Origin of the sequence: Amycolatopsis coloradensis (assembly GCF_037997115.1) — a bacterium.
Lineage (GTDB): Bacteria > Actinomycetota > Actinomycetes > Mycobacteriales > Pseudonocardiaceae > Amycolatopsis > Amycolatopsis coloradensis_A.
The window spans coordinates 5172240-5191499 of the sequence record NZ_CP150484.1 but is presented as its reverse complement, the minus strand read 5'-3'; the positions used below and the strand labels follow the sequence as shown (position 1 = coordinate 5191499).

The window sequence follows — 19260 nt, the reverse complement described above, 5'->3', positions numbered from 1 at the left end:
GCGGCCCGCAGGATCAACATAGCAAGGGGTTTTTCCCACACAAGCGCACTTTCAGGTAATACGACAAGGCCACCCGAATGCCGAATTTTCCTTGCGCACGAAGCCTTTTGACAAAGTCACTCGACGTTTTACGGTGGCCACGCAATCGGGCCGGAAATTGCGCCGAGGTGTCACGTGAAGCCGCGCCGGGACTCCCCCGGGTACCCGCGATGCGGCCGTTGGAGTGGCCACACCGGCCTCTTTCGGGTCGGTCCGGCGTGCCTGTTCGGCGATGGCTTGACAGACCGCGACGAAACAGAGGGTCGCGTCCGGACACTCAGTAGGAGCAATGGTTCAGCGCTTGCTGATACGTCAGCGTTGGCTGTACTGTCGCGCCTGTGCTGACATGTGAGACCCAGGGGGCCGCCCTCGCCCGGCTCGGTCGCGCCCTCGCCGACCCGAACCGGTGCCGGATCCTGGTCGCCCTGCTCGATGGCGTGAACTATCCCGGGCTGCTGGCCGGGCAACTCGGGTTGAGCCGCTCGAACGTGTCGAACCATCTCGCCTGCCTGCGTGGTTGCGGGCTGGTCGTGGCCACCTATGAGGGCAGGCAGGTCCGCTACTCGCTGGCGGACGAGCATCTCGCCCGCGCCCTGCGGGAACTTGTCCAGGTCGTGCTGGCCGTCGACACCGCCGAGCCCTGCATGGACGAGGCGCTCCAATGAGCGTGGAGAGCGGTTCCTGTGCGGATGGCTGCTGTGCCGCGAAGTCCACAGTGGCCCCGGATCGCCGTGCCGTGCTTTCCCGGCGGATCCGGCTCTTGGTCGCCGCGACGATCACGTACAACGTCGTCGAAGCGGTCGTCGCCATCGCGGCGGGCACCATCGCCTCGTCGACGGCCCTGATCGGTTTCGGCCTGGACTCGGTCATCGAGGTCGCCTCGGCCGCGGCGGTCGCCTGGCAGTTCTCCGGAAAGGACCCCGAAGCCCGCGAACGCGCGGCGCTCAAGGTCATCGCGGTGTCCTTCTTCGCGCTGGCCGCGTACGTCACCGTCGAATCGGTACGCGCCCTGTTCGGCGCCGACCCCGCCGAACACTCCCCTGTCGGCATCGCGCTGGCGGCGGTCTCGTTGCTCGTGATGCCGTTCCTGTCCTACGCCCAGCGCCGCGCCGGGCGCGAACTCGGCTCCGCCAGCGCCGTCGCCGACTCGAAGCAAACCTTGCTCTGCACCTATCTTTCCGGTGTGCTGCTCGTCGGGCTGCTGCTCAACAGCCTCTTCGGCTGGTACTGGGCCGACCCGCTGGTCGCGCTCGTCATAGCCGCCGTCGCGATCAAGGAAGGCCACGAGGCCTGGCGCGGTGAACACTGCTGCTGAAAGGAGCGCCATGACGCGACCCGCCCGATGGAACCGTTACTGGGACGGCAAATCCCAGAACTACGACCGGGAGATGCAGTTCCTGGACCGGAAACTCTTCGGCGATTCCCGTGCGTGGGCCTGCGGCCAGGCCACCGGCGAAGTCCTCGAAGTCGCCGTCGGGACCGGCTTGAACCTGCCGCTCTATCCCGAAGACGTCACGCTCACCGGCATCGATCTCAGCGACGGCATGCTCACCATCGCCCGCGGCCGCGCCGAACGCCTCGGCCATCCGGTGACGCTGCGGCGGGCCGATGCCCATGACCTCCCCTTCGACGCCGATTCGTTCGACACCGTGGTCTGCACGCTCGGACTCTGCGCCATCCCCGACGACGGCAAGGCGTTGCGGGAAATGGCCAGGGTTCTCCGGCCAGGGGGCAGGCTCATCCTGCTCGACCACATCGCGAGTTCGTCGCGCGCCGTCCGCGGTCTGCAATGGATCGCCGAAAAGATCACCGTGCCGATGGCGGGCGAGCACTTCCTCCGCCGCCCGCTCGACAAGATCGACGGTCTCGGCTTGGCCGTGGAGCACCGGGAGCGGTTCAAACTCGGGCTGGTGGAACGGCTCGTCGCCCGCAAGTGAACCGTGTCATCGGAATTTCATCGACGTGGCCGATCCTGATGGCGTGACCTACCCTCAGCAGCAGCCGCCCATCTGGCAGCAGTACCCCGTCGCGACACCGAAGAAGACCCCGAAGACGGGGCTGATCGTGGGGATCGCCGCCGCGGCGGTCGTCGTCACCGGCGGGGCGATCGCGGTGACCGTGGCCATCACCACGGACGGCGGCGCTTCCGGGGCCAGCGTTCCCGAGGTCGACCCCGACCCGTTCTCGGCGCAGGCCGGGGATTGCATCTCGGCCGACGAAGACGCCGGCAGCAACGGCGCGTTCAGCGCCAGCGCCGTCCGGGTCCACTGCTCGGACAGCTCCGCCAACTATTCGGTGATCGCCCAGCTCGCGTCCGGGTCCGGCTCGGACTGCAACTCCGTGCCCGGCTACGAGTACGGCAACCCCGTCGTCTACGACTTCAAGTCGGGGCAGTCCAGGGAACTCTGCGTCATGCCGAGGGGATGACGGCTCAGGACGGTTGTCGCCGGGCGAGGCTTCGGGCTTGCCCGGCGTGCAGATCGCTCACCCATTCCCAGCCGGGTTTCGCCGACGGGCCGATTCGCGGGTCGTCCGGAGTCCGGCCGTCGCGCAAGGCGTGCACGTACGCGCGATCCAGGTCGATCCGTGCCCGCACTTCACCGGCTCCGCCGAAGGCTCCGTGGCCGGGTACGACGACGTCGACGTCGCCCGCCGCGTCTTCGATCACCCGGAGCCCGGCCAGGTAGTCCTCGATCGGATCCCCGTCGTCGTCGAACATCGGGACCAGGACGTCGGAAAGCATGTCGCCGGCGATGAGCACCCCGCGGTCCTCGATCAGCAGCGCCGCATGACCGGGAGCGTGGGCCGGATGCTCGACGATCCGGATTCGCGGGCCGTCCCAAGAAATCCGGGTGGTTCCGGCGGGCAGGCCGGTGATGAGGCCGAACAGGTCGAGCGGCACCTGCCCGTCGATTTCCGGCGGCAGCCCCTCGGCGAGGCCGGTCTTCCAGTCCGCGTTCGACCGCAGATCGCGCAGGTACTCCGCGCAACGGGCGGTGCCGTAGCGGGGTCCGTCACCCAGCTCGGCGTGCCAGAGCACGTGATCCCAATCGGGATGGGTCGCGAAACCCGCCACGACCGGGCGGCCCGAATCGGAGAGATCGCGCGCGAGGCAGGCCATTTCGTCGCCCGTGATCCCGGGGTCCACGAGCAGCACGCCGTCCCTGCCCTCCACGACGACCGTGTTGTTCTCGAGCAACGCGCTCTGGTGGACCAGCACACCCTCCGCGACCTGTGTCAGCACGGCGATCCCTTCGCTTGTGATATCCCGTTACCGCTGGCTTCCCAGGCCGCTTCGATCATCCGGAAGATCTCGTCCACCGCGGCCGCCGGATCGGCCGCCTCCCGGCCGAGCGAGTAGGCGTCGATCACGAATCTCGCGATCGTCCGGCAGGCGATCGCGGACCGTGACGACTCCACATCCGCCGCGATGGCCGCCGCCAGGGACTCCGCGTGCCGGAGCCGCATCGAGTCCTCGTACTCCCGCAACGCGGGAGACTCGTCGATCATGCGCCAAATCGGAGCCGCGCCGTCCGCCGCGCAATGGCGCACCATCGCATGGACCTCCTGGCGCAGCGTGGGAATGAGCGGCTCGTGTGGTGCCCTTTCGGTGACCGCCCGCGCGAGGCCCTGCTCGAACTCCGCGTCCTGCCCGAACACCAAGGCCTCTTTCGAGGCGAAGTGGGAGAAGAGCGTCGTGACGGCGACGTCGGCCTCCGCCGCCACCTCGCGGATGCCCACCGCGTCATACCCACGTTCCAGGAAAAGCCGCAGTGCGGTGTCGGCGATCTTCTGACGGGTGGCGGCCTTCTTCCGCTCACGCCGTCCGGTCGGCACGGTCATGCGGGGACGCTATCAGATCCAAAACACTAACGGTTTTAAAAAACTAACCGTTAGTGTTACGGTCGATCACATGAAGAAAGTGGTCTTCACCGAGTTCGGTGGTCCGGAAGTCCTGCAGCTCGTCGACGCCGAGGATCCGCACGCCGGCCCAGGCCAGGTACGCATCGCGGTGCGAGCTGCCGGGGTGAACCCCGTCGACTGGAGAATCCGTGAAGGCCAGGTCCTGGGCGCGCATCCGACCGTGTTGCCGTCCGGCGTGGGCCTGGACGCCGCCGGGGTCGTGGACGAGATCGGCGAAGGCGTCACCGGAGTCGACGTCGGCGATTTCGTGTTCGGCGCGGGTGCGAGTACCTATGCCGAGTTCGCCGTGCTGACGGCGTGGGCCGTGATGCCCGAAGGTCTGACGTTCGAGGAGGCGGCCGGATACCCCTCCGTGGTCGAGACCGCGCTGCGGCTGATCGGCGAAGCCGGAGTGCGCCCCGGCGAGAATCTGCTGGTCAGCGGCGCGTCCGGCGGGGTCGGGTCGGCGGTGCTGCAGTTCGCGCGGGAACGCGGCATCGGGGTGATCGGCACGGCGGGTGCCGCGAATCAGGACTACCTGCGCGGCCTGGGCGCGCTCGCCACGACCTACGGTGAGGGCTGGGTGGAGCGGGTGCGGCGGCTCGGCCGCGTCGACGCCGCTCTCGACCTGGCCGGATCCGGCGTGATCCCTGACCTGGTCGAGCTCACCGGGGACCCGGGGAAGGTCATCTCCATCGCCGACCTCGGCGCGCCCGAGTTCGGTGCCCGCTTCTCCGGCGTGGCCGGGAGCGTGCCGGACGCACTGGCCGAGGCCGTCGATCTCATCTCACGAGGGAAGCTGCACATACCGGTCGAGAAGGCCTATTCGCTCGCCGACGCCGCGGCGGCGCATGCCGACAGCCACGCCGGCCATACCCGCGGCCGCCGGGTCATCGTCGTCTGAGCCGGTTCAGGATCCGGCCGCGGGAAGGATCACGACGCCGTCGTCATCGGCGTAGAGCGTGTCTCCAGGGGTGAACGTCACTCCCCCGAAACCGACCGGGACGTCGACAGCGCCGGCGCCCGCCTTGGAACTCTTGCGCGGGTTGGTGCCGAGCGCCTTCACCCCGAGCGGGAGCCCGGCGAGCTCGGCGCTGTCCCGTACCGCGCCGTTGACGACGATGCCCGCCCAGCCGTTGTCGACGGCGGACTTCGCGATCATGTCGCCGGTGAGCGCGCTGTGCAGCGAGCCGCCACCGTCGACCACCAGGACGGCGCCGTCACCGGGGGTGGCCAGGAGCTTCTTGACCAGGCCGTTGTCCTCGTGACAGGAGACGGTGCGGATCGGGCCCGAGAACTTCCGGTGCCCGCCGAACTGGCGGAACTGGGTGTCGCAGACGCGCAGCCGGTCGCCGTGTTCGTCCACGAGGTCGGCGGTGGTGAAGGAATCGATCACGCGCGCGAGTTTCTCACGTCGCCTCGGGCGGGAACACCGAGTCCAGCACGTGAGCGAGGATGGCGGCGGGGTCGGCGGACGGTGCGACCGCCTGCCGCAGGGCGAGCCCGATACCCAGAGCTCCCAGCATCACCACGGCCTCGTGGAGCGGCATGGCGGGTTCGAGGTGGAGCCGCCGCGCATGCTCGACGAGCAGGGAGACGACCTCGTCGTCGTGACGCCGCTGGACGGCGGCGACGAGAGCGGCGGTTTCGGGCTGTTGTGCCGTCGCGGCAAGCACTTCGGCGGCCGCCGCGCTCCATCGGGCGGCATCCTTGTCCACCACGTCGACGGGGGCCAAGGCCGCGATGACGTCGTCCCTGTCGGTGGCCACGGCGAGAGATTTCTTCAGCTCCGAGAGGTGTCCTTCCGCGGTGGCTTCGATGATCGCCAGCCACAGCCCTTCTTTGCCGCCGAAGTGCTTGTAGACGGCGCCGCGGGTGTACCCGGCGTCGGCCGCGATCTCCTCGACCGTCGCCGCCAGGAAGCCGCGCCGCAAGAAGACCTGGCGTCCGGCCTCCAGCAGGTGTTCGTGGGTGCGCCGCTGCTGCTCGGCCCGTGTCAGCCTGGTCATCGCCCGCCCTATTCAGTAACAGAACGTTTCTGGATACACGACGTTACTGTATTGTCCGGTGCATGGAGGTCCTGGCGCCCGTGGCCGCGTTCCTCAGCCTTCCCCTCTTCCTGGCCGGGTTCGCGTGGTACGCCGCGCGTGCCCGCCGGGCAGGCGTCAGTCAGTCACTGCTGGCGCCGATCGAGGAGATTTGGGACCCGATCTCGCACAAGACCAACATCGAGATCCAGATCGAGGCCGAACGGAGCCCCGAAACGCCCTCGCCCGGAGACCCGCCCGAGCTGAAGTGGCGGCTGTAGCCCGCCGGGCGCGGATCTCGTCGCTCCCACGATGGCATCGACTCACCCCGAATACCGCGCTCAGGTGGCCGGAGGCGCGAATGCCGGTGGAGCGCGGCGAAACACGGCGGTGACGATTCGGGAACCCGCCATTCCCGACGCTCCGACAACGGCGATCTTCATCGGACGACGCCTTCCTGCTTGCTCTTCGGGGTGATCTGGCCTGCCACGATCGAGGCCAGGGCGAGCGCGAAACCGGCGAGCTGGATCGGCCCGAGCGACTGACCGAGCAGCGCGGCGCCGAGGACCGCGGCGACCATCGGCGAGAGCAGGCCGAGGACCGCGACCGAGGTGACCGGCAGGGATGTGATGCCGCGGAACCACAGGACGTAGGCGAGCAGGCCGCCGATCAGCCCGAGCCAGAGGTAGCCGAGGGCCGCGTTCAGGTCGATGGCGGGCGGTGCGCCTTCGAAGAGGAAGGTCACCGGCACCAGGAACAACCCGCCCGCGGTGAGCTGCCACGAGGCGAACGCGGTCGGCCCGACGTCGGCAGGGCGTCCCCATCGTTTGGTGAGCGTGACGCCGAGCGCCATGGTGCCCGCGCCACCGAGTCCGGCGAGCACCCCGATCAGGTCGAAGCCCGCCGCGGGTCCGATCACCACCAGGCCGACACCCACGATACCGACGATCCCCCAGGCGAACCGCCACGCGGAGGGGCTCTGGCGCAACACGGCCACGGCGAGGATCGCGACGAGCAGCGGCTGGGCGGCGCCGAGCGTGGCCGCGACTCCGCCGGGCAACCGTTCGGCGGCCACGAACAGCAGGGGGAAGAACATCCCGATGTTGAGGACGCCGAGCGCGGCGGCCTTCAGCAACCAGGTGCCGCGCGGGAGCGTGCGGGTGATGGCGAGCGCGATCAGTCCGGCGGGCAAGGCGCGCATGAGCCCTGCGAAGAGCGGATGTCCGGGCGGAAGTAGTTCGGTGGTGACCACGTAGGTCGTCCCCCAGACCATGGGGGCGAAGGCGGTCAGCGCGGTTCCGGCGAGACCTGCGGCGAGCGGTGTGGTCGTCAGCGTTTTCACGTGTCCCAGCTTCGACGCCGACGATCAATGAGTCCAACACATGTTTGTCACTTGATCCATCATGATTCAAGATGGATCCATGGAGCTTCAGCAGATGCGATACGTCGTGGCCGTGGCGGAAACGAACAGCTTCACGCGTGCCGCGCAACGGTGTCTCGTCGTGCAGTCGGCGTTGAGCCACCAGATCGCGCGGCTGGAACGAGAACTCGGCGCGCGGCTGTTCGAGCGCACGAGCCGACGGGTGCGGCTCACCGCCGCCGGCGAGGCGTTCCTGCCCGCCGCCAGGCAATGCCTCGAGGCCGCGGAGCGGGCCGGATCAGAGGTCGCGGCGGCCGTCGGCGAGATCCGCGGGCGGCTCACCGTCGGTGTGATCCCGACCGTCGCGGCGGTCGACGTCCCGGCCGCCCTGCAGACCTTCCGCGGCCGGTATCCGCACGTCCGGATCGGGCTGCGGGTCGGGGCGAGCGGGCAACTGGTGGAGCAGATCAAGGACGGTGCGATCGAGGTCGCGTTCCTCGGTCTCCCGGTGACCGACCGGCCGGACGGCGTGGCCACCTGCGAGCTGGGCCGGGACGATCTGATCGCCGTGGTGGCTCCCGGGCATCCTCTCGCCGTCGAGTCCGAAGTGGACTTGAAGCGGCTTTCTTCGGAGGTGTTCGTCGACTTCCCGTCCGGATCCGCGGGGCGTGCCCAGACGGATCAGGCCTTCGCCGCGGCGGGAGTGACCCGGGAAGTCGCCTTCGAGGTGACGGCCGCCGATTTCATGGCGCGGCTGATCCATCAGGGATTGGGGGTGGCGCTGCTGCCGTCGAAATTCGTGCCGAACCTGACCGACGTGGTCACCGTGCCGGTGCGGGACGCGCCCGCGCGGATCGAACACCTCGTCTGGAACCGCTTCACGGTCACTCCGGCGGCGAAGGCCTTCCTGGAGATTCTGGGCGTCGTGAGCGAAACTCGCCCTTCGGCCGGTCTGTGAAGGCCTCCTTGCCAACCCTCAGGGTAGGCAAGGAGGCCTTCACGACCTTGGTGGCCGCACGAGCCCGGGCACTTACTTGCGGTCCGCCTTGATGATCTCGAAAAGGCTGGTCCACGAGCTACGTCCGTGTCCGGCGGCGATCGCCCGGTCGTAGTGCGACTTGACCGCCTCGGGCAGGGCCAGGTCGACCCCGGCGTCCCGGCTCGCCTGGACGATGTGGTCGGCCGTCGCGCCCATCATGGTCACGCTGGCGTCGTCGCCGGGGTGCTCGCCCTTCTCGATCTGCACGGCGGCGGCGTCCAGGTAGAAATCCATCATCTTGAAGTTGTCCTTGGCGTACGGGACGAACTTCTCCACCGGCACACCGGCGGATTTCACCAGCGCGCTCGCGTGCATGAACACCGAAAGCGAGGTCAGGAAGACGTCCAGCTGCGCCTGGTAGAACAGCTGTGCCAGCCGGACGTCCTCACCGAGGAAGTCCGGACGCCCGATCAGCGCCAGGGTCTCGCGGTGCTTCTCGAACACGTCGGCCGGGCCGCTGTAGAAGACGTACGCCTCCTCCTTGCCCACCAGCTCGGCGGGCACCATCACGCCACCCGCGACGAACTGCCCGCCACGGGCCTTGACCCAGTCCGCGGCTTCGCGCGTCTTCTCCGGTGTGTCCGAGCTGAGGTTGACGATCACCTTGCCCGCCAGTGCGTCCTCGGCCTTGCCGAGGATGTCGTACATGGCGGCGTAGTCGGTGAGGCTCAGCAGCACCAGGTCCGACGCCGCCACCGCGTCCGCAGGAGTCGCGGCGCGCACGGCACCCGCCGCGACGACGTCGTCCGCGCGGGCGGCGGTGCGGTTCCAGACGGTCACTCCGTGGCCGTTCTCCAGGAGTACCCGGACCATGGCCTGTCCCATCGGGCCGAGCCCGATCAGTGTGATCATTGTTCTTCCTTTACTTTTTGAGGAGTTCGATGACGCCGATCAGGTCTTCGGCGCCGTGTCCGTCGGCGACCCGCTTGTCCATCAGCGACTGCAGCGGGATGAGCAGTTCGGCGCTGATGCCTTGGTCCGCCGCGGCCCTGGCGAGGTTCGGGTAGGCGGCCGCCTGCATCGCGATGTTCGACACGACGTCGGTCACGTAGTCGCCATCGTCGATCTGCTCGGCCGCGCGCTCCAGAAAGCCGCTCATCGCGTCGATCCAGGCTCGGAGCAGCGGCGCGAATTCCCGCGCCTTGACCCCCGCCGAGCCGACCAGCGCATACGCCTGGATGACGCCGATGAAGTGCCCGTACATCCCGCTGAGCAGCGCGATGTCGTGCAGGGGCGCCAGTCCGGGGTCCGCGCCGAGGTAGTTGGCGCCGCCGAAGGTGTCGAGCGCGGTGCGTGCCCGGCCGAAGACCGTGCCCGATCCGCTGTAGAAGATGAACGCCGCGGCGGTGCCGATCATCGGCGGGACGGCCATGATCCCGCCGTCCAGGTACTCCGCGCCCAGTTCCTCGGCCCAAGCACCCATTTCGCGCGCCTGGCCGGGGGTGCCGTTGGTCAGATTGATCAGCTGCCGTCCCTTGAGCTCGGACGCCACCGGGTCGAGGACCTCGTGCACCGAGTCGTAGTCGAGCAGGCAGGCGATCACGATCTGGTTCGCCGCGAGAGCCTCCTCGACGGTCGAAGCGACCGAAGCTCCCTTCGCCGCCACCGCCTCGGCGCGGCTCGCGGTCCGGTTCCACGCGGTGACGGGATGTCCCGCGGCCAGTAGTGCCTCTACGAGCGCGGTTCCCATCGCGCCCAGCCCCAGTACCGTCACCGGGGTCTTGCCGTGTTCGCTCATGGGACTACCGTGACGCGGTCCGCGCACGGATCGCTGCGGGTCCGCGCACGGCCTCGCGCACGATCTTGTCGGTGCTCCGCGCTAACGTCGGTTCGTGCGATTCGGAGTGCTGGGACCACTCGCCGTGTGGACGACCGCGGGCGAGCCCGTCGTCGTGCCCGAGGCGAAGGTCCGCCTCCTGCTCGCCGGGCTGCTGAGCCGCGACGGCAGGGCGGCGTCGGTGTCGTCGCTGACCGACGACCTATGGGGCGAGCATCCGCCGGGCAATCCGGGCAACACCCTGCAGACGAAGATCTCCCAGTTGCGCCGCGCGCTGGATCGCGCCGAGCCTGGCGCGCGGGAACTCGTGACGCACCAACCGGCCGGGTACGTCCTCGCCGTCGAGCCGGGTGACCTGGACGTCCATCGGTTCCGCGCGCTCACCGCCCGGGCCCGCGACGCCGTCGACCCGCGCGCCCGTGCCGCACTGCTGGCGGATGCGCTGGCGTTGTGGCGAGGGCCCGCGTACGCCGGATTCGAGGACGAGCCGTTCGCCGTCGCCGCTGCTCAGCGGTTGGAGGAGGAAAGGCTGCTCGCCGAAGAGGAGCGAGCCGAAGCCCGGCTGGCGCTCGGCGAGCACGGCGTCCTCACCGGGGAGCTGGCCGCGCTGGTCTCGCGCCATCCGCTGAGGGAACGGCTCCGCGGCCTGCTGATGCGCGCGTTGTACGCGGCCGGAAGGCACAGCGAAGCTCTCGAGACCTACGCCGAACTGCGCGCCCGCCTGCGTGACGAATCCGGTCTCGAACCGGGGCCGGAGCTCGCGGCGTTGCACCAGGCGGTCCTCACCCGCAGTCCGGACCTCGAGCCAGTCCGCGCCGCCGGGCCGGTACGCGGGAACCTGCCGGAGGCGGTGACCGAGCTGATCGGCCGCACGACTGCGGTCAAGGAGGTCGTAGCGCTCGTCACCGACGCACGGCTGGTCACCCTCACCGGCCCCGGCGGTGTTGGCAAGACCAGGCTCGCCATCGAGGCCGCGTCGAAGGTCGTGATGGGCGACGGCACCTGGCTCGTCGAGCTGGCGGGTCTGGACAACGTCGAGTGCCCGACGTGCCCGCCCGAGGATCTCGTCGCCGTCGTCCTGGCGGCCGTGCTGGATCTCCGGGAGGACGCGACGTCGGCCGGAACGCTGTCCCAGTCGCTGGCCGATGCCTTGCGGGACAAGGAGATCCTGCTGGTCCTGGACAACTGTGAACAGGTCGTCGAGCCGGTCGCGGCATTGGTGGAAAGACTGCTCGCGGCGGCGCCCCGGCTGCGTGTGCTCGCCACCAGCCAGGAGCCGCTCGGGTTGCCAGGGGAGAACGTCTGGGCGGTTCCACCGCTGGAGCTGCCCGAGCTGCCGGATTTCGCCGCCGTGCGGGAGTCGAGCGCGGTCCGGTTGTTCGCCGCGCGTGCCGCGGCGGCCGCGCCGGGGTTCGCACTCGACGCGGAGAACGCGGCCGTGGTCGCCCGGATCTGCCGCACGCTCGACGGCATCCCGCTGGCGCTCGAACTCGCCGCCACCCGCGTGCGGACGCTGGGCGTGCACGAACTCCTCGCCCGCCTCGACGACCGGTTCGCCCTGCTGTCGTCGGGCAGGCGAGGCGGGCCGCGTCGCCAGCAGACGCTCCGGGCGATGATCGACTGGAGCTGGAGCCTGCTGAGCGAACCCGAGCAGATCGTGCTGCGCAGGCTCGCCGTCCACGCCGAGGGCTGCGGCCTCGACACGGCCGAGTCGGTCTGCGCCGGCGGCGAGATCGCCGCCGGTGACGTGCTGGATCTCCTGTCCCGGCTCGTCGACAGGTCGCTGGTGGTCAGCAGGCCCGGCAGATCGGGTGAACCGCGGTTCCGGCTCCTGGAGTCCGTGTCGGCATACGCCTTGGACCACGCCCAGCAGGCGGGCGAACTCGACGACCTGTACTTGCGGCACGCCCGTTTCCACGTCGAGCTGGCCGAACGCGGGGACACGGGCCTGCGCGGGAGGGAGCAGCGGCGCTGGCTCGACAGGCTGGACGCTGAAGGAGCCAACACCCGGCGCGCACTGGAAACGCTGCTGCGGCAAGGAGAACATCGGCTCGCGTCGCGGCTGGTGAACGCGACGGCGTGGTTCTGGTTCCTCCGCGGACGGCTCACCGAGGCCAAGCGCTCGCTGGACCTCGTGCTCGGCACCGAGGCGGGCACCGGCGACGAATACGCGCAGGCTCTCGGCTGGCGCACCGGGATCGCCGTGCTCGACGGCACCGGCACGGACGGAGCGGCGGAAGAGATCGCGTGGGGTATCACCGATCCTCTCGTACGGGCACGGACCTTGTGGTTCCTCGGCTACGCGTGGTCCACGGTCGGCGACCTGTGCCGGGCGGAGAAGCTCACGGTCGGCGCGCTGGAAACCGCCCGGGACATCGGTGACGACTGGAGCGCCGCCGCCGCGCTGAGCGACAGGGCGGCCCACCTGATCGCCGGTGGCGACCTCACCGGGGGTGGCCGGATCGCGGCGCAGAGCGCCGGCATCTTCGACGGGCTCGGCGAACGCTGGGGCTGGCTTCAGGCTTCGTTCGTCATCGGCATGCTGGCGTCGATCGCCGGGGATTACGACCACGCCGCCCGCGTCCATCGGGAAAGCCTTCGCCGCGCGGAGGAACTGGAGTTGTGGCCGGAGGTCTCCTACAAACTGTCGTGGCTGGGCCGGACGGCGCTGCTCACTGGCGATTTCGAAGGAGCGAAGGAGTTCCACGAGCGGGCCAGGACCTTGGCCGTCGAGCACAGTTTCAAACCCGGTGAGGTGTACGCCGAGACCGGGCTCGCGCTCGGCGCACGGCGCCAGGGGCTGTTCGATGAGGCCGAGCGGCGGCTGCTGTCCATACTGGACTGGCATCGCCGGGTGGAGTCCGAAGCGGGCAGCACCCTGATCCTGGCGGAGCTCGGGTTCATCGCCGAGCAACGCGGAGACACGGTGGCGGCGAAGCGGCTCCACCTGGACGGTCTCGCGATCGCTTGCCAGAGCGAGGATCCCCGTGCGATCGCGCTCGGTCTCGAGGGCCTGGCCGGCGCGGAGGCGGCAGCCGGCTCGTATCGCCTGGCCGCGCGGCTGCTCGGTGCCGCGGCGGCTTCGCGGCGCTCGGTGGGTGCTCCCCTGCCGAAAGCCGAACGCGACGACGTCGACAGGATCACCGGCGTGATCGTCGCGGCGCTCGGAGAAACCGCATACTCGGCGGAGTGCGAGGCGGGTGAGACGACACCCATCGATCAATTGGTGACGGACAGTCAGTGAGCACGCACCCGTGTCACCACAATGGACCAGGCCTTACTTCACGTCAGCAACAAACGGTGATTTCTTCCTGTCGCCGGAGCGCCGTGACCGGTAGCGTGCGTATCCATGCGGGTGAGGTGGGGGGCTCCCGGCGGGCCCAGGGTGACGATGCCGTGGCGAGCGGCTCCGAAAGCGGCACTGACCAGTCCCCTGACTTTGATCATCGCCGCGGTGACCGCGTTGCTGGCCTGTTTTCTCGGGACTGCCGCCGTCCTGCAGGCCTCGGCCGCGGGTGGCGCGGCCGTCACGCATCAGTCCGGCATCGTGTGCCCGGACTACTACGGGCCGGTCTTCAGCAAGGACAACGTGCCCGCCGCGGTGGCTCCGCAGGTCGTCGACTCGGTCCGCCGGAACGCCGCGGCGCATGGCTTTCCCGCGCCGGTCACCTCCCGCTACACGCCGTATCTCTACGGCACCGAGTTCAACGGCGACCCCAACTACAAGGTCGTTCTCGCCCATCGTGACCAGGCGACGCAGGGCCACCTCGACGTGACGAGCGGATCCGCGGGCGCCGGGTTCCTGCTCGGCACCGTCGTCGCCGGGGCGGAGAACATCAAGGTCGGAGCCACGCCGAGCATCAAGGGCACCCCGATACCTCCGGTGACCGGGCTGTACCGCGACCTTCCCGACCCGGCGCCGCGCTGGTGGTGCTCGCAGCAGCGGAACGCCGTCGTCAGCAGGCTCGCCAACGACCCGCTCGACTCGGTCATGTTCGCCAACGACGGGAAGACGTTCGACGACACGGTCCGCGCGCTGGGCGTCCCGACGATCAAGACGTTGCACATGTCGTTCTACGAGGCTCCGCCCAAGACCGTGAGCGAAGCCGAGGACCTGGAGGAACGGGGGAAGGCCCTCATCGCCGCGGTCAAGGCGGATCTGGGCTCCCGTGGCCTCGGTGACGCGATCGTCGGGTCGCTGCCGTTCGAGCGCTCGGTCGAGATCAGCAACCAGGCGGAATCGAACGTCCTGATCTCGATCCTGCCGCTCGCGGCCATCAGCATTCTCGTCGGCTGCGCGGGGATCGGCACCGTCGCGTTGCAGTGGTACCAGCGGCGGCACCCGCAGCTGAGGTTGCTGTCGGCACGCGGCAGCGGCCCTGGGGCGCTGGGGTTGCTCGCGGTCGCCGAACTCGGGCTCCCGATCGTCGCCGGTGGCGCGCTGGGCGCGGTGCTCGCGCGGCTGTTGCTCGGGCTCTACGGACCACCAGGTGAACTGGACGATGGCGCGACGTTCTGGGGATCGCTCGTCGCGGCCGGAATCCTGCTCGTCTCACTCGCACTGCTCGCCGGGGTCATCTCCGTCCGGACCCATCGGGAGTTCGAACTCGGCAGGGTCCGCTCCGGACGGCGCAAGAAGGTGAAGTTCCTGGCCTTCTTCCCGTGGGAACTGCTCACCGCCGGTGTCGCCCTGCTCGGCTGGAACCGGCTCGTCGACTACAGCAAGGGATCACGGATCGGCAATCCGCTCCCCCAGGTCGACCCGCTCGCGCTCACGTATCCGGTGTTCGTCGTGTTGACGGTCGGGCTCGTCGCCGCACGACTGGCCTGGCTCGCCCTGCACGCGTCGCATCGCGCCCGGCTGTGGTCCCGGCCTGCACTGCAACTGGCCATCCGGCGGCTCGCCAGCGCCCGCGCGCCGGTCACCGGTGTGCTCGTGATCGGCACGCTCGCCATCGGGACCCTGGCCACCGGGATCGGCATCGCGCGCGGCCAGGAAGAGGCCCTGCAGACGAAGTCCGCCATCTTCGTCGGGGCCGAGACCAGGGTCGACACCGAAAGCGTCGTCGGCACGGGGAAGGTCGCGCTGCCCGCCTCACTGGACGGCAGCACCACGATCGTCGGTGAGCTGACCGGCACCGGCACTGTCGTGCTGGTCGTGGACCCGCGGACCTTCCGGCAGGCCGCCACGCTCGGTCCGCTCGACGGCGCCGAGGTCGACCGGCTGCTGAGCGGTCTGTCGAACCAGGGCACCGGCGTCCCGGCGATCCGGATCGGGCACGACGCCGCCCAGAAGACCACGTTGCCCGCCGGTCTCGCCGAGGCCAAGGCGATCGGCGAGCTGCCGATGTTCCCGATCATCGGTACCAAGGCCGGGTACGTGATCTCGCGGGAATCGCTCACCGAGGCGCAGTTGCGCACCGTGCCCAAGTGGAGCGTGCTGTCCAGCTCGTCGATGACGCGGGTGACCGAGGCGCTGGCCTCCGTGGGTGTGATGACGGCGGTCAACCGCGTCACCCGTGAGTCCGCGCTCGACGCGCTCCCGTTCTACGTGGTGTCCTGGACGTTCTCGTTCATGGCCCTGCTCGGGGCCGTGCTCGGCGTGGTCGCCGTGCTGTCGCTGCTGGTCGCGGTCGAAGTCCGACGGCGCCAGAACGCGCTCGCCGGGGCTCTGGTGCTGCGGATGGGTATGCGGCCACGTGCCCTGCTGGCGAGTCATCTGATGGAACTGGGCACCCTCAGCGGGCTCGCCGTGGTCATCGGCGTCGTGTGCGGTGTCTCGGTCGCGGGGCTTTCGGTGCCGCGGTTCGATCCGGCGACGTTCCTCCCGCCGCAGTCGGCCCTGCCCGACCCGACCCCGCTCGCCCTGACCGTGCTCGCCGTCGGTGTGCTCGTCGTGGCGCTGGCGGGCTGGATCGCGATGCGCTCGGTGCGCACCGCCCGGACCGCGGAGTTGATCCGTGCCTGAGAAACCGATCTTCCGGCTGCGCGGGATCGGCGTCGACTACCAGACGCCGGCGGGCACGGTCACCGGCGTCGAGGACGTCACCTTCGACATCCCGGCGCGCGGGATCACCGTGCTGGCGGGGCCGTCCGGCTCCGGCAAGTCCACCCTGCTGCGGACGCTCGGCCTCTTCGAGCAGCCCGTACGGGGCACGATCTCCTTCCAAGGCAGCGAAACCGGCAAGCTGCGGCATCGTGACCGGCGGGCGCTGCGGCGGAACCATCTCGGCCTGGTGTTCCAGAACCCGACCGACAACCTGCTCGCGTATCTGAGCGTCGCGGACAATCTCCGCGCGGCGGCCGAATCGGCCGGGACCGAGTGCCTGCCTGACGACATCCTCGAGCAATTGGGGCTCGGCGGGACCGGCAGCTGGCGGATCTCCGCACTGTCCGGCGGACAGCAGCAGCGCCTCGCGTTCGGCTGCACCCTCGCCCGCCGCTCGACCGTCGTGCTCGCCGACGAGCCGACGTCCCAATTGGACGAAGGCTCGGCCGACCGGGTGCTCGACACCCTGAAGTACCTGGCGGATCAGGATTTCGCCGTCATCGTCGCCTCGCACGACGACAGGCTCATCGAACTCGGCAGCCGGGTCGCGCGGATGCACAAGGGCAGGCTGGAAGAAGTCGAAGAACGGGAGGTCGTGCCGTGATGGCGGAACCCGCCCTCGAGGCCGTCGGGTTGCGCCGCCGGTTCCCCCATCCCAGCGGGGACGTCGAAGTCCTGCGCGGGCTCGAACTGCGGGTGGCCCCGGGAGAACTGGTCACCGTGTCCGGCCGGTCGGGTTCCGGCAAGAGCGCGCTGCTGGCGCTGCTGTGCGGTTTCGACTCGCCCGATTCGGGCAGTGTCCTGCTGGACGGCGTCCCGATAGCGGGCGCGCCGCCGTGGCACACCTGCGCCGTCCTGCCGCAAGCGCTCGGCCTCGCGAACGAGCTCACCATCGCGGAGAACGTGGCGCTGCCGCTGCGGCTCCGATCCGACGTTCCCAAGCCCAGCGCGAAAGAAATCCACACGCGGGTTTCGGAGCTGCTGGAGGAACTCGGGATCGGCGATCTCGGTGACCGCTACCCTCTCGAGGTCTCGTTCGGGCAGCAGCAACGGGTCGCGCTCGCCAGGGCGGTCAGCGGGCGGCCCCGGGTTCTGCTCACCGACGAGCCGACGGCACACCTGGACGCCGGGAGCACGCCGCGGGTGCTTCGGCTGTTGCGGCGCTGCGCCGAAGAGGGCGCCGCGGTCATCGTGGCGACGCACGACGACGAGGTGCACCGGATCGCGGACCGGCGGGTACGACTGCTGGACGGCGTCCTCTCCTGACTCGTGAGTGGTAAGGACGGTTCCAACCGTCCTTACCACTTACGAGACGCGCCCCAACACCTCTAGGGAGCTACCGGGCCTGCCTTCCCGTACAGCCCGTTCCCCGCCCAGTTCACAAGATCGCGCGAAGGCCGCAAAGGTGGGACAGGCACGAAGTTGGCCGCGTCGTCGACGCTTCCGGTGCCGTCGTACTTCGCCTGCAGCGGGTACGGGAACACGGGCCGCGTGCGGAAGACCTTGCCGTCGGCGTCGCGGCCGGTGGCGATCGTCCGGTCCGGCGCGGTGCCGCGCTCGACCCAGGAGACCAGCTCCTTCAGCGGGTCGTACTCGGTCAGCTTGTCGCCGGTCGCGCAGTGGTAGAGCGCGGGCACCATGAACAGCCGAGCCCAGTCCCGCGTCGCGGCGGGGCCGCCGTTGGCCCGGGTGAGCCGCTCGTAGTAGTCGATGCTGCCCGCGGCGGGGATCGCCTGATCCGCCCAGCCGTGCCAGATCACGAGTTTCCCGCCCGCACGACGGAATTCGCGCAGATCCGTCGACATCGCGTTGGAGCGGATGCCTTCCGGGGTCAGCCGGTCGAATTCGCGGGCGGTGAAGGCGAACTTCTCGACCGACGAATGCGGTGTGCCGATCGGGTACGCCATGTACTTCAGGTAGTTGTCGGCGAGTGACTGCGCGAAGGCCACGCCGCCGGTTTCCGGCGACGGGATGATCCAGCCGTACCACGAGAGTTCGGAGCCGACGGTCTGGCCGCCCGGATACAGTTTGCGGCCGCGTTCGTCGGTCGGCGGCGCGTAGATCTTCTTCGTGGCGGCCACCTGCGCCGGGGTGAGGCAGCCCGCGTTGTCGGTGCCCGGCGGGCAGGCGATCGTGACCGGGTCGAACCGGCAGGTGCGCGGGTCGTCGATGGCGCCGTCGCCGAGCCCGTCGGACTTGTCGCAAGAGGACAGTGCGGCGGCGTGCAACGCCGGGAGTTTCTCCGCGGTCAGGATCGGCTTGCCGTCGGCGCCGGTGTTCACCTTGGCGAGCCAGGTCTGGTACGCCCCGAGCAGTGGTCCCCAGTATCCGGCCGGTGCACCCGCGATGATGCCGTCGAAGTCGTGCGGATAGCGCTGCGCGAGCAGCAGCGCCTCGCGGCCGCCGTCGGAGCAACCGCTGAAGTACGACTTCTTCGGAGGAGCGCCGTAGAACTGCGTGATCAACCGCTTGGACGCCTTCGAGACCACGTGCGGGGCGCGGAACGCGAAGTCGTCGCGCGCGGCCTGGTCGTTCTCGGCCCACTTGCCGTCATCGACGACCGCGGGGGTCTTGCCGACGTGACCGTCGTCCGTGGCCGCGACCGCGACTTCGCCGCCGTGCGGGAGGCCGCAATCGGCGAACGGCGGCGTGGTGACCACCCCGCAGAACCCGCCGCAGCCGAACTGCAGGTACCGGCCCGCGTAGGTCTTGGTGGGCAACCGGAGCTGGAACCGCACCGCAGGTTCGACGTAGCCGCGGACGTCGCAGTTCTCGGGTTCGGTCGCCGTCGCCGGCACCACGGTCGCGGTCTCGACATGCGTGACCGCGCCGGGGATGTCATAGGTCCGCACCAGATCGGCGCAGGTGCGCACCGGGCGGAACGTCGTTTCTCCGGCGGTGGCCGCCGGAGCCGTGAGTATCGAGCCTGCCGTGATGAGCGCTGCCACGCCGAGCATGGACAACCGCCGCATGTCCCCACCCCAGTTTCCCGGATCGGCTTCAGTCGTCTCTTCACCCTGGCCCCGGCCCCGGCGGTTGTCCACCAGGTTTCCGGACATCCGGTTG

19 protein-coding genes are annotated in these 19260 nt (G+C 69.6%); 11 read left to right on the top strand and 8 right to left on the bottom strand.

The features are described from left to right. Nucleotides 1–377 precede the first annotated feature (377 nt). Genes cmtR through LCL61_RS24220 form a run of 4 tightly spaced genes read left to right on the top strand, consistent with a single transcriptional unit; the run spans nucleotide 378 to nucleotide 2466 of the window. Entirely contained in the window at nucleotides 378–704 is a 327-nt protein-coding gene (cmtR, locus tag LCL61_RS24235) for a Cd(II)/Pb(II)-sensing metalloregulatory transcriptional regulator CmtR (RefSeq protein ID WP_340681829.1), read from the top strand. Next, nucleotides 701–1354, top strand: a complete 654-nt coding sequence (locus LCL61_RS24230) for a cation transporter (protein WP_340681828.1) — start codon at nucleotides 701–703, stop codon at nucleotides 1352–1354. The genes cmtR and LCL61_RS24230 overlap by 4 nt, the downstream gene beginning before the upstream one ends. 10 nt (nucleotides 1355–1364) lie before the next feature. Further along, nucleotides 1365–1976 carry a class I SAM-dependent methyltransferase gene (locus tag LCL61_RS24225; protein WP_340681827.1) on the top strand — a complete coding sequence of 204 codons (612 nt, stop codon included), beginning with the start codon at nucleotides 1365–1367 and terminating at the stop codon, nucleotides 1974–1976. A gap of 43 nt (nucleotides 1977–2019) precedes the next feature. Beyond that, nucleotides 2020–2466, top strand: a complete 447-nt coding sequence (locus LCL61_RS24220) for an LppU/SCO3897 family protein (RefSeq protein ID WP_340681826.1) — start codon at nucleotides 2020–2022, stop codon at nucleotides 2464–2466. Nucleotides 2467–2470: 4 nt separating this feature from the next. Here LCL61_RS24220 and LCL61_RS24215 read toward each other — a convergent pair whose 3' ends face one another. Together LCL61_RS24215 and LCL61_RS24210 are read right to left on the bottom strand one after the other, a co-directional pair. Next, nucleotides 2471–3283 carry an MBL fold metallo-hydrolase gene (locus LCL61_RS24215; RefSeq protein WP_340681825.1) on the bottom strand — a complete coding sequence of 271 codons (813 nt, stop codon included), beginning with the start codon at nucleotides 3281–3283 and terminating at the stop codon, nucleotides 2471–2473. After that, nucleotides 3277–3882, bottom strand: a complete 606-nt coding sequence (locus LCL61_RS24210) for a helix-turn-helix domain-containing protein (RefSeq protein WP_340681824.1) — start codon at nucleotides 3880–3882, stop codon at nucleotides 3277–3279. Before LCL61_RS24210 ends, LCL61_RS24215 begins: the two co-directional genes overlap by 7 nt. Before the next feature lie 70 nt (nucleotides 3883–3952). On the opposite strand from LCL61_RS24210, the gene LCL61_RS24205 reads away from it, so the two are divergent. Continuing rightward, a complete protein-coding gene (locus LCL61_RS24205) occupies nucleotides 3953–4846 on the top strand; it encodes an NADP-dependent oxidoreductase (protein ID WP_340681823.1) in 894 nt (297 codons plus the stop codon). 6 nt (nucleotides 4847–4852) lie between these two features. On the opposite strand, the gene rraA is transcribed toward LCL61_RS24205, so the two are convergent. Continuing rightward, nucleotides 4853–5338 (bottom strand): ribonuclease E activity regulator RraA, encoded by a 486-nt coding sequence (rraA, locus tag LCL61_RS24200; protein WP_340681822.1) that lies wholly within the window; start codon nucleotides 5336–5338, stop codon nucleotides 4853–4855. Between the two features lie 13 nt (nucleotides 5339–5351). Next, nucleotides 5352–5951, bottom strand: a complete 600-nt coding sequence (locus LCL61_RS24195; RefSeq protein WP_340681821.1) for a TetR/AcrR family transcriptional regulator — start codon at nucleotides 5949–5951, stop codon at nucleotides 5352–5354. Between the two features lie 62 nt (nucleotides 5952–6013). Between LCL61_RS24195 and LCL61_RS24190 the strand changes: the two genes are divergently transcribed. Further along, nucleotides 6014–6250 (top strand): hypothetical protein, encoded by a 237-nt coding sequence (locus LCL61_RS24190; RefSeq protein WP_340681820.1) that lies wholly within the window; start codon nucleotides 6014–6016, stop codon nucleotides 6248–6250. Between the two features lie 158 nt (nucleotides 6251–6408). Here LCL61_RS24190 and LCL61_RS24185 read toward each other — a convergent pair whose 3' ends face one another. Further along, a complete protein-coding gene (locus tag LCL61_RS24185) occupies nucleotides 6409–7311 on the bottom strand; it encodes an EamA family transporter (protein WP_340681819.1) in 903 nt (300 codons plus the stop codon). A 79-nt stretch (nucleotides 7312–7390) separates the two neighbouring features. On the opposite strand from LCL61_RS24185, the gene LCL61_RS24180 reads away from it, so the two are divergent. After that, complete coding sequence (locus LCL61_RS24180; RefSeq protein ID WP_340681818.1) at nucleotides 7391–8287, top strand: LysR family transcriptional regulator; 897 nt, start codon at nucleotides 7391–7393, stop codon at nucleotides 8285–8287. A 72-nt stretch (nucleotides 8288–8359) separates the two neighbouring features. Here LCL61_RS24180 and LCL61_RS24175 read toward each other — a convergent pair whose 3' ends face one another. Beyond that, nucleotides 8360–9220 carry an NAD(P)-dependent oxidoreductase gene (locus tag LCL61_RS24175; protein ID WP_340681817.1) on the bottom strand — a complete coding sequence of 287 codons (861 nt, stop codon included), beginning with the start codon at nucleotides 9218–9220 and terminating at the stop codon, nucleotides 8360–8362. A gap of 10 nt (nucleotides 9221–9230) precedes the next feature. Further along, nucleotides 9231–10106, bottom strand: coding sequence for an NAD(P)-dependent oxidoreductase (locus tag LCL61_RS24170; RefSeq protein ID WP_340681816.1), 876 nt, complete (start codon nucleotides 10104–10106; stop codon nucleotides 9231–9233). A 94-nt stretch (nucleotides 10107–10200) separates the two neighbouring features. Between LCL61_RS24170 and LCL61_RS24165 the strand changes: the two genes are divergently transcribed. The 4 genes from LCL61_RS24165 (at nucleotide 10201) to LCL61_RS24150 (ending at nucleotide 17460) form a co-directional block, all read left to right on the top strand. Further along, the gene (locus tag LCL61_RS24165) at nucleotides 10201–13389 is read left to right on the top strand and encodes a BTAD domain-containing putative transcriptional regulator (protein ID WP_340681815.1); all 3189 of its coding nucleotides are present in this window, start codon (nucleotides 10201–10203) and stop codon (nucleotides 13387–13389) included. Nucleotides 13390–13536: 147 nt separating this feature from the next. Beyond that, nucleotides 13537–16113, top strand: a complete 2577-nt coding sequence (locus LCL61_RS24160) for an FtsX-like permease family protein (RefSeq protein ID WP_340688667.1) — start codon at nucleotides 13537–13539, stop codon at nucleotides 16111–16113. Next, a complete protein-coding gene (locus tag LCL61_RS24155) occupies nucleotides 16106–16798 on the top strand; it encodes an ABC transporter ATP-binding protein (protein WP_340681814.1) in 693 nt (230 codons plus the stop codon). Before LCL61_RS24160 ends, LCL61_RS24155 begins: the two co-directional genes overlap by 8 nt. Continuing rightward, entirely contained in the window at nucleotides 16798–17460 is a 663-nt protein-coding gene (locus LCL61_RS24150; protein WP_340681813.1) for an ABC transporter ATP-binding protein, read from the top strand. The genes LCL61_RS24155 and LCL61_RS24150 overlap by 1 nt, the downstream gene beginning before the upstream one ends. 62 nt (nucleotides 17461–17522) lie before the next feature. Here LCL61_RS24150 and LCL61_RS24145 read toward each other — a convergent pair whose 3' ends face one another. Next, the gene (locus LCL61_RS24145) at nucleotides 17523–19151 is read right to left on the bottom strand and encodes a tannase/feruloyl esterase family alpha/beta hydrolase (protein WP_340688666.1); all 1629 of its coding nucleotides are present in this window, start codon (nucleotides 19149–19151) and stop codon (nucleotides 17523–17525) included. Between the last annotated feature and the right edge of the window lie 109 nt (nucleotides 19152–19260).

What these genes read in the sequence shown, in the direction of transcription:
- LCL61_RS24230 (WP_340681828.1), top strand. Translation starts at nt 701, where the DNA reads ATGAGCGTGGAGAGCGGTTCCTGTGCGGATGGCTGCTGTGCCGCGAAG.
- LCL61_RS24225 (WP_340681827.1), top strand. Translation starts at nt 1,365, where the DNA reads ATGACGCGACCCGCCCGATGGAACCGTTACTGGGACGGCAAATCCCAG.
- LCL61_RS24210 (WP_340681824.1), bottom strand. Translation starts at nt 3,882, where the DNA reads ATGACCGTGCCGACCGGACGGCGTGAGCGGAAGAAGGCCGCCACCCGT.
- LCL61_RS24205 (WP_340681823.1), top strand. Translation starts at nt 3,953, where the DNA reads ATGAAGAAAGTGGTCTTCACCGAGTTCGGTGGTCCGGAAGTCCTGCAG.
- LCL61_RS24195 (WP_340681821.1), bottom strand. Translation starts at nt 5,951, where the DNA reads ATGACCAGGCTGACACGGGCCGAGCAGCAGCGGCGCACCCACGAACAC.
- LCL61_RS24190 (WP_340681820.1), top strand. Translation starts at nt 6,014, where the DNA reads ATGGAGGTCCTGGCGCCCGTGGCCGCGTTCCTCAGCCTTCCCCTCTTC.
- LCL61_RS24180 (WP_340681818.1), top strand. Translation starts at nt 7,391, where the DNA reads ATGGAGCTTCAGCAGATGCGATACGTCGTGGCCGTGGCGGAAACGAAC.
- LCL61_RS24175 (WP_340681817.1), bottom strand. Translation starts at nt 9,220, where the DNA reads ATGATCACACTGATCGGGCTCGGCCCGATGGGACAGGCCATGGTCCGG.
- LCL61_RS24170 (WP_340681816.1), bottom strand. Translation starts at nt 10,106, where the DNA reads ATGAGCGAACACGGCAAGACCCCGGTGACGGTACTGGGGCTGGGCGCG.
- LCL61_RS24160 (WP_340688667.1), top strand. Translation starts at nt 13,537, where the DNA reads ATGCCGTGGCGAGCGGCTCCGAAAGCGGCACTGACCAGTCCCCTGACT.
- LCL61_RS24150 (WP_340681813.1), top strand. Translation starts at nt 16,798, where the DNA reads ATGGCGGAACCCGCCCTCGAGGCCGTCGGGTTGCGCCGCCGGTTCCCC.
- LCL61_RS24145 (WP_340688666.1), bottom strand. Translation starts at nt 19,151, where the DNA reads ATGCTCGGCGTGGCAGCGCTCATCACGGCAGGCTCGATACTCACGGCT.